The 9636-nt window shown below is 41.2% G+C and carries 8 protein-coding genes; all 8 read right to left on the bottom strand.

Annotated features, from left to right (window positions below; genetic code table 11):
* Nucleotides 1–108: 108 nt before the first annotated feature.
* Nucleotides 109–1380: a phosphoglycerate kinase gene (locus B4C08_RS00315; RefSeq protein WP_296662071.1), complete on the bottom strand. Its 1272-nt coding sequence runs from the start codon at nucleotides 1378–1380 to the stop codon at nucleotides 109–111.
* 94 nt (nucleotides 1381–1474) lie between these two features.
* Complete coding sequence (locus tag B4C08_RS00310) at nucleotides 1475–3613, bottom strand: tetratricopeptide repeat protein (protein ID WP_296662070.1); 2139 nt, start codon at nucleotides 3611–3613, stop codon at nucleotides 1475–1477.
* A gap of 30 nt (nucleotides 3614–3643) precedes the next feature.
* Entirely contained in the window at nucleotides 3644–4426 is a 783-nt protein-coding gene (locus B4C08_RS00305) for a hemolysin family protein (RefSeq protein ID WP_295796433.1), read from the bottom strand.
* 8 nt (nucleotides 4427–4434) lie between these two features.
* Complete coding sequence (gene ybeY, locus B4C08_RS00300; protein ID WP_296662069.1) at nucleotides 4435–4929, bottom strand: rRNA maturation RNase YbeY; 495 nt, start codon at nucleotides 4927–4929, stop codon at nucleotides 4435–4437.
* Complete coding sequence (locus B4C08_RS00295) at nucleotides 4929–6764, bottom strand: HD family phosphohydrolase (RefSeq protein WP_296092263.1); 1836 nt, start codon at nucleotides 6762–6764, stop codon at nucleotides 4929–4931. Before B4C08_RS00295 ends, ybeY begins: the two co-directional genes overlap by 1 nt.
* The gene (locus tag B4C08_RS00290; RefSeq protein WP_296662072.1) at nucleotides 6745–7677 is read right to left on the bottom strand and encodes a PhoH family protein; all 933 of its coding nucleotides are present in this window, start codon (nucleotides 7675–7677) and stop codon (nucleotides 6745–6747) included. The genes B4C08_RS00295 and B4C08_RS00290 overlap by 20 nt, the downstream gene beginning before the upstream one ends.
* Nucleotides 7678–7746: 69 nt before the next feature.
* Nucleotides 7747–8349 (bottom strand): hypothetical protein, encoded by a 603-nt coding sequence (locus B4C08_RS00285; RefSeq protein ID WP_295796486.1) that lies wholly within the window; start codon nucleotides 8347–8349, stop codon nucleotides 7747–7749.
* Between the two features lie 58 nt (nucleotides 8350–8407).
* Nucleotides 8408–9636 (bottom strand): class I tRNA ligase family protein (locus B4C08_RS00280; RefSeq protein ID WP_296662068.1); only part of this gene is annotated, 1229 nt, incomplete at its 5' end.

Genomic DNA, 9636 nt, shown 5'->3' with positions numbered 1-9636 from the left:
TTTTTAAGGTTCGTATAAACCTTAAATAAAAAAGGCTAACTTCTTTTCTTAAACCGGCAAGCGGTTTACTTACCGGGTTTCGCCAAGCGAAACCCCACGCTATTTCAGCTACTTTGTAGCTAAAATAGCTATACCTGGCAAGGTCTTTCCTTCGAGAAGTTCGAGGGAAGCGCCGCCGCCTGTTGAAACGTGGCTCATCTTGTCTGCAAGGTGGAACTTGTTTACAGCGGCAACAGAATCTCCGCCGCCTACAACTGTCATCGCGCCGCGTCCTGTAGCTTCCGCAACAAGATGTGCAACGGCTTCAGTTCCCTTTGCGAACGCGTCGAATTCAAATACTCCGACAGGTCCGTTCCATACGATTGACTTTGCCTCGCCGATTGCCTTCTTGTATTCTTCAACAGTCTTAGGTCCGACATCCATAGCCATAAGGTCAGAAGGAATGTCAACTCCGTCAACTGCGACAGGTTTTGCATCTGCACTGAATTCTGCCGCTCCAACGTGGTCAACAGGAAGAAGAATCTTTACGCCCTTTGCGTCAGCGTCTGCAAGAAGCTTCTTTGCTGTGTCGATGAAGTCGTCCTCAACAAGAGATTTTCCGACACTGTGTCCCTGTGCCTTGAGGAATGTGTATGCCATTCCGCCGCCGATAACAAGATACTTTGCATTCTTGAGAAGCGATTCCAGAACGGCGATTTTTGAGGAAACCTTCGCGCCGCCGATAATGGCAACCATTGGCTTTGGAGGATTTGTAACCATAGGCTCAAGATATTTAACTTCTTTTTCCATGAGGAATCCGCCGACAGGCTGCTCTTTCATGAATTTTGCGATTGTAGCTGTTGAAGCCTGATCGCGGTGCGCTGTTCCAAAAGCGTCGTTTACAAAGATGTCTCCGTAAGTTGCAAGCTCTTTTGCCATTGTCTCGCGCTCAGCTGCATCCTTGGAAGTTTCTTCCTTGTGGAAGCGCACGTTCTCAAGCATTGCGACTGCTCCTTCTGGAAGAGCGTCGATTGCATCTTTCTGTCCGAGAGCGTCCGGAAGGAATGTAACTGGCTTTCCGAGCTTTTCAGAAAAATATTTTACGACTGGAGCCATGCGGTTCTTTCCGTTGATGAATTTTTCTGAATCAGCTTCAGTCCAAGTCTTTCCAGCTTTCTCAGCTTTTTCCTGAGCCTTCTTTACGTCCTTTTTTGGATCTCCGAGGTGGCTCATAAGAACGAGCGAGCGCGGATTCTGCTCAAGAATATATTTGATTGTAGGAAGAGCCGCCATGATACGTGTGTCGTCCTGAACAACTCCGTCCTTCATAGGAACGTTGAAATCAACGCGCATGATGATGCGCTTGCCTTTAAGATCAACATCTTTTACTGTCTTAATCATATAAAATATCCTCCATGGAATTTTGTACTTATGTTGCAAAAATAATATAACAAATCCGCAATTGTTTCAACTTTTCAATATGAAGAAACTCATGCTAAATAATCGTTCTTATCAAGTGAATCAAATCGTTTTCTCTTGAAGCCGGACGAAGCGATTCTTTTAAAGATTCAAGCTCAGCTTTTTTTGCCTCTTCTGTTGCAGGATCTCCGCTTGCATTTGCAGCAGGGCGGTTGTCTAGCGCAGAAGTTTCTTCCTTTTCAGGATTTTTTGTAAGGACTATTTCATCGCCAACATTCAGAGTGTCATAAAATCCATTTTTCTTATAAACGCCTTCTGAAATTTCCTCGTCTGAATTTTCAACTTTAAATGTTCCAAGAAAATCTTTTTTGTTATACGAAACTCCAGGTCCTGAATCCTTTGTTATGACACTTCCCTTGCGGACAATATCGAACTCAGAATCTTTTGAAACTCCGTCATTTTTTCCAAGGTCAACAAGAAGCTGCCCATGAACATTGCGCAAAACTTTTCCGCGGATTGGAAGAATATCCAAAACCCCCTGTCTGAATCTTTGCAAAGCGCGCGCCATGCAGTCATTTCCAGTTCTGTAAACGTGAATTTCAGAAGTCTTGGTTCCTGTTCTAGCTGAATAAATAACGGCATCAAGAGAATATGTGCGTTCAGTTTCAGAAGCGTTCAAAATAATAAAATAGTCGCGCCCGGAATTTCTTGCAAGCCGGAACGCCTCGCCATAACCGCTAACAGGTTCTGACTGAACATCAACATAAGCAGAAGGAACTCCGTTAAAAACATCTTTTGCAGCTAGCGCAGAAATTTCCTCCAAGTCGGCATGAAACAACTGAACCATTTTTTTTGTATAATAAATTCCAATATTCCATCTTGTCTTGTCCAAATAAAACGGATCTACATTCCAGCGGGAAGCTATGTTGTTCCGCAAAAGACTTTCGTAAACTTCAATCGCATCATCGTTCTTTATTTGCTCACGTGTTCGTTTTGGAGCAGGTGAATTTTCGTTTGTCTGAATTTCTTCTGTTGACGCATAAGCTTCATTTTCCCTTATGAATTTCAGCTGCTGAAGATAAAGTTCGTAGTGCCCGTCGCGCTCAAGCATATCGGCAAAAGACTGCCTGATTTTATTGTTAAGCGGAGAAACTGAAAGCGCTTTTTGATACTCGTAGCGTTCTGCAATTCCATCAAAGTTGCGGCCATATTCTTCCGCCTTTGCTGAATGAAAAACAGCCCAAGTGTTCCGCCTTGCATCTTCAATTGAAAGATAGCCTCCTGCAAGCTGCTCAAGCGCATTCCGCATAATTTCATCTTGCGGCGCAATTGAAAGTCCAGTTTCGTAAGTTTCAATCGCATCTTCATTCTTGCCAAGTTTTTGAAGTGAACGGCCTTTTAAATACCAGGCGTCAACAGAATCTCTATTCCGCCCGATTCTAAAGTCGCAAATATCAATGACTTCATTGTAGCGTTTCTGGGCATAAAGAATTCCAGCTAAAAGAGAATATGCCTTGTCAAAGTTTCCGTTTATAAGAACCGCACTTCTTGCACGCTGCTCTGCGGTTTTATAGTCTCCGCTTTTTGCAGAAAGATACGCCGCCATATAATGAACTTCCGGCTCACCGCTATAAAAAGAAAGCGCCTGCCTTATATAGTTTTCAGAAACTTCTGGCTTTCCCATTTCCGCGCTTACAAGAGCAAGACTTAAAAGAGCTTTTCTATTTGAAGCGTCGCGCTTTAAAGCATCCTGATAGCGGCTCTCCGCAACAGTAAGACGACCATCAAGCAAATCAAGCTCGGCAAGTCCGAACCTTGCATTTACATCGTTTGGATATTTTTTTAAAATCTGATTGAAAACATCTTTTGCCTCGTTAACTCTTCCAAGCGAAATCAAAGACAAGCCTTTTAAATTCTGTATATCACTGAAATTGCGCGCATATTTTGAAGATTCGTCCGCATACTGAACAGAAAGGTCATAGCTTCCAAGCGCGTAATGGCAAAGCGCAAGATTGTAAAGAGCGTCTCCGTACTGCGGATTCAGCAAAAGAGCTTCCTGGTAAAGGTCAACCGCGTCAAACCACTTGCTCTGCTGCTGAAGTTCCTGCGCCTGATTAAAAAGCTCCAATGCAGATTTCTTTTGAGCGCATAGAGGATATGCAAAAATCAAAAGCAGAAAAGCAAGTGTAAAACTATGAAAAATATTTCTTTTCATTTTAACTCCGTGGAAACTCTTAAAAATAATTTAGTCTTCTTTCTTCCGCATTATTTTTATTGTGTCAACCTTGTGTCCTTCCATTTCCTGAATAATAAAGTCCCACTGATTCCATGAAATCTTTTCAAACTTTACAGGAATTTTTCCGAACAAATCGAACACGAAACCGCCCAAAGTATCAAAATTTTCTGTAGGAAAATCCGAGCCGATTTCTTCATTTAAAGTGTCAAGGTCAACACGCGCATCGCAAATCCAGGCATTTTCAGAAAGCGAAATTATGTCCTCATGCTCATTGTCAAATTCATCCTGAATGTCGCCAACAATTTCTTCTATAATATCTTCCATGCAGACAATTCCAGAAATTCCGCCGTACTCGTCAATGCTGACCGCAATATGAACGTGCCGTCTTTTAAATTCGCGCAAAAGGCTGTCGATGTGCTTGCTTTCTGGAACAAAATAAGGCTTGCGGATTATTTTTTCCAAGTCAATCGGAAGTTTTTCTGCAAGAGTTTTTATCAAGTCCTTTACATAAAGAATTCCAACAACATTGTCTATTGAACCGGAATAAACCGGAATGCGGGAATGACCGCTTTCTGTAACCTTTTTTAGAAGCTCTTCTTCTGGAGTTTCCATTGAAATAAAATCAACATCGATTCTAGGAACCATTACTTCCTTTACGGTTGTTACCGCAAGCTCTTCAACTCCCTGAATCATGTCGTTTTTTTCTTCAGCTAAAATTTCCTGCTGGGCTTCTTCTGCGGCAGAGATTTTCTGATCGTTTTTCTTTGAATTTTCTTTTTTAAGTCCAAACATACAATTTCCTATTTTTCAGTTTCTTCTATTATAATTTCCTGCTCTAGTTCTTTCATCAGTTTTTTTTGCAGAACAAGCATTTCGCATTTTGGCTCCACATTTTTTTCAACGTGTTCTTCTCCGTGGTCATATCCGTTTAAATGAAGAATTCCATGGATTATAAGCCGCTTTAATTCCTCATTCTGGCTCACTTCAAAATACTCTGAATTTTTGGGCAAAGTGTCAACGCTTATAGCAATATCGCCAGCCTGAAGCCACACAGCATTGTCTTCGTCAGTATATTTTTCGCCGTTTTCAAAGCTCAAGACATCAGTGGGGCTATCTATATTTCGGTAAGTTTTATTTAAATACTGAATATATTCATCGGAACAAAAAAGAATAGAAAATTCCTCGCCGTCCCAGCCGCATTTCTGCATGACTTTTTGCGCGAAAGGCTCAATCTTTTCTATCCAGACAGGAGAAGTTTTTCCGTCTTCCATGCCCACAAAAATCTGGTTCCCCATTACTTTTTTTCCTTTATAATTTTTTCAGCCTTGTCTTTTAAAGACTTCTTGGAATTTTTATCTTCCTTCACGCTTTTATCTTTTTCCGTTTTCTCAGATTTTTTATCTTTTTCTGCGGAAGCTGAATTTTCCTGCTGCTGTGCTTGCGCCTGAGGAGGAAGCGGAATCTGATGGACTTCATTTGTGTCCGGATCTTTTTGGTCAGGATATTTCGTGCGGCTGTGATAGTAGCCTGCAAGAATCTGAACGAAAGCATCGTGAATTTTTGTAAGGTCTCTGAATGTAAGATTACAGTTTTCAAGCTGCTTATGCTCGATTTTTCCGTAAATCAATGTGGTTATGAATTTTTCAAGGCGCGGAACAGAAGGCTTTTCCAAACTGCGGCAGGCAGCTTCAACTGTATCGGCAAGCATGACGATTGCGCTTTCTCTTGTTGTAGGCGGATTTCCTGTGTAAGAATAATCTTCTGGGTTCGCATCCGGATCAATTGCTTTTGCCTCATTATAAAAATACGCAATAACCTGATTTCCGTGGTGCTCGCTTATTATGTCGATTATCTGCTTAGGAAGACGCAACGCACGCGCTTTTTCAACACCTCGCTTAACATGGCTTCTGATTATGCTCACAGAAAGAGACGGATTTATTTCAGTATGAATATTTTCACCGGCAGTCTGATTTTCTACAAAGTATTCAGGATTATCAAGTTTTCCAATGTCGTGATAGTACGCGCCGACTCTAGCAAGAAGCGGATTCGCTCCAACCTCATTGCACGCAGCTTCTGCAAGGCTTGCAACCATAAGCGAATGGTTATAAGTTCCGCTCGCTGTAACAAGCATTTTTTTCATCGTAGGATTATTCAAGTCGCTCAAATCCATAAGACGGAAAAGAGAAGCCGTGTTCAGCAAAAGTTCAAGAGGTGTAAGAAGTCCAAGGCAAAGAATGCCAGAAAAAAATCCGTTCAGGGCAACACCAACAATCGCGCCAAGTCCGTCATACAAAGAATCACTAAAAATAATCTTGAAAATCATCAGGAAAACAACATTCAGCAAAGACTGAAGCACAGAAACCAAAACCATGTCTGTTCTTCTGTTGATTTTTCTTACAAGCCGCGCGGAAGCAAAAGAAGTTGAAAGCACAAACAAGAACGGAACAATCTGATAAGAAGAAGCATTTAAAACTGAAAGTGAAATAATAAGCGAAAAGAAAACCGCATTAAGCTGGCCGAACAAAATCGCCACAAGAAAGACGCAAACAGAAGACGGAATAACAGCGCAGATTGCATAAGGAGATGCAAAGTAAACTGACTTAGAGCCAAAAATCACAGAGCTAAAAATTATAATGTAAAAGCAGCACTCGGTAACAAGCTCCTTGAATTCAATCATCTTGACTTTAAAATAAATTTTACTACAGCAAAAGAAAAATAATGCGCACATCAATATATGGTAAATCACAGAATTCGCAAAAGCCCTGTAGTCCACGTAAACATCAGACTCAGACATTTTCTTTAGTTTTGCGTAGCCTTCTTCTGTAATCGGAAATCCCTTTCTTATGACTTTTTCTCCAGCCTGAACTTCAACTGGATTTTCATAATCTGAAGGAAGCGACTTTACAGCCTTTATTGTAACATCGGATATTTGCCCGATTTCATAGTCGTTTATATTAAAAGAAGAAACGGTCGAGGATGTGGAAATCTTTACAAAGACAAGCGCAACTGTAACAAGAAAAGTCGCAAAGGTCAAAATAACCATTGGATAATTCTTCTTAAGATATTTTGAAAAAGCTCCTGTTAAAACAGAAAAAAAAGTCTGTGTATTTTCATCTTTCTTCATTCTCATAAGCCTGTATAATTTTTTTAACCAACCCGTTTCTTACAACGTCTTCCGAAGTCAGCTCAGCAATCGAAATTCCTTCCACGCCTCTAAGAAGATTCAAGGCATGAAGAAAACCAGAAGGAGTCCTTTTTGGCAAGTCAACCTGCGAAGGATCTCCTGTTACAAAAACTTTAGACGTCTCTCCCATTCTAGTTAAAAACATTTTCATCTGCTCAGAAGTTGTGTTCTGGGCTTCATCAAGAATTATAACGCTGTTGCTTAAAGTCCGTCCACGCATATAGGCAAGCGGCGCAATTTCTATTATACCGTTTTCTGTAAGTCTTTTTATAGTATCTGAAGGCAAAACCGCATTTATTGAATCAAACAGCGGCCTTATATAAGGATTTATTTTATCCTGCAAATCACCGGGAAGAAAACCAAGACTTTCGCCGGCTTCAACAACAGGGCGCGTCAAAACTATGGACTTTACTTTGTGAGAAAGCAAAAGGCGCAAAGATTCCGCAACAGCAAGAAAAGTTTTTCCAGAGCCTGCAGGTCCGCTTGCAAAAACCAAATCAGAACTACGCATCTTTAAAATCAATGAAGACTGGCCTTTTGTGCGCGGAAAAACTTTTTTTGTTCCGCCCGGAATAGAAATAGACAAATCCAAATCAACATTGTTATTCAATACAGACTGAATCAATTCTGAATCTGAAACATTTTTGCTCGCCGCAGAAAATTCATCAAGAATACGGTCAACTGCAAAACGAAACTGCTGCTCAATGCAAGAATCTCCGCAGTCAATGGAAAGCTCGTTTCCTCTGGCAAAAACAGGAACTCCAAGAAAAGATTCCATGAGTTTTAGGTTGCTGTCATTTGTTCCGCAGATACGGGAAAGATAAGATGAATCGGGAACAATAATCGTATACGAGGGCACTGCGCAAAAATCTCCGTTTTCTATTTGAAGAATTGTAGCATAAGAATTTGGAGAGCGCAAACAAAAGGGCTACTCATCCCTTTCTTCTTTTCTGTCAAAATAGCCGGATTTTTCAAGGTGCTCGCGGCGGCTTACAACAAGACTTATAAGTTCCTGATACATATTAAAATCAACTTCAACGGCAATCGGAAGAATAAAATATTCAGTTTCATCGCAATATCGTTCAATAAATTCATTGCTCGTTACAAAGCCAAGGCTTATCATGTTGGAAATTCTGTCGGCGCATTTTAGGATTTTTGCGCGCTGGCTTCCATTGTCTATAATCGACTTTAAATACTCGCTCTTTAGCTGCCCCGGTCTCTTTGTAACTTCCTTTACAAGCTCAAGAACTTCAGGGCCGTCAGAATCTGCATTGCGGATAAGATTTTCATCAAATCCCGGAATATCTTCTATTGTGTCATGCACGCAGCTTGCCTTCAAAAGAATATTGTCGATGTAGCCGTAGTCAATGAGAATGCCCATTGTATCAAGCTGATGGCGGAACATATTTCCTCCTGCAAACCTTGCCTTGCCAATCAAAGCTGTGGCAATCTGCATATAAGGGGCAAGATAGATGTTCTTAAGCTGAAGCATGTGCTCATTGTCCATCTGCTGGGGCTTTTCCACCGCCATTTCATATTTTCTTTTCATAAGAATCCTCCTGAAGGCAAATCTTTTGAAAAAGTTCCGGCTACAAATTATTCAAGTACAAATTAAGCTTTTCTATGCGGCGCTGGGCTTCTTCCATGCGGTTTCTTTCTTCCTGAACAACTTCGGCTGGAGCGTGCTCGGCAAATTTTCCGTTCAGCTTGTTTGTGCTTCTGCGGACATTTTCTGTTTCATATTCAATGTCGCGTGTAAACTTCTGCCTTAGCTGCTCTTTATTCACGCTTTCATCAACCAAAAGGAACGCTTCGAATCCAGTACCGACAGCTCCAATTGATTTTTCAGGATTTGACTCCACAAAGTCAACCTTGCTGATTCCAGCCAAAAGGCAAACCATGTCGTTCTTTTCTTTTATTACTTCCGCGCTTGAGCCTTTGGAAATTTTTACAGCAATGTGAAGTTTGCTTGCAGGATCAATTCCGCATTCAACACGAAGTCCGCGCAAAGTCCTTATGAGTTCCTTTAAAGTTTCAAATCGCTCTGTAATTTCTTTGTTCATGCGGCTTGCTTTTTCTTCTGGATACGGAGCTGTAACAAGAAGTCCTGTGTATTCTTCAGAAGGAAGAATTTTCTGCTTACCGGCTTTCTTGCGGTTTTCTACAATCTGAGACAAAGGCAGCTTAGAATAAATTTCTTCTGTAACAAAAGGAATGTACGGATGAAGCAAACGAAGGCTTTCTTCAAGAACATTCAGCAAAACAGAAACCGCGCGGTCTTTTTCGCGGTCATCGCCATTTTTAAACGAAAGTTTTGTAGCTTCAACATACCAGTCGCAGAAATCGTTCCAGAAATATTCATAGATTGCAGAAGCTCCGTCATTGTAACGGTAGCTTTCAAAAGCAGCCCTTGCATTTTTTACAGCATTGTCAAGGCAAGTATAAATCCACTTGTCAAGCTCGTTAAGGTCTGAATCAGCAACAGGAATAAGAGTCCTGCCTTCAAGATTTCCAAGAATATAGCGGCTTGCGTTCCATACTTTGTTGCAGAAACGGCTTCCCATTTTGAATGAATCCTTATCTACAAGAACATCCTGGCCTTGCGCGCACATATAGCTCAAAGTGAATTTAAGAGCATCCGCACCGTAAAGGTCAATAATTTCAAGCGGGTCGATTCCGTTTCCAAGAGACTTAGACATCTTCCTGCCCTGCTTGTCGCGAACAAGTCCGTGAATATAAATGTCATGGAACGGAGACTTTCCTGTAAATTCAAGGCCAGCCATAATCATGCGGCTTACCCAGAAGAAAATAATATCGT

Origin of the sequence: Treponema sp. UBA753 (assembly GCF_002297325.1) — a bacterium.
Lineage (GTDB): Bacteria > Spirochaetota > Spirochaetia > Treponematales > Treponemataceae > Treponema_D.
This window is presented reverse-complemented; position numbering and strand designations above follow the sequence as displayed.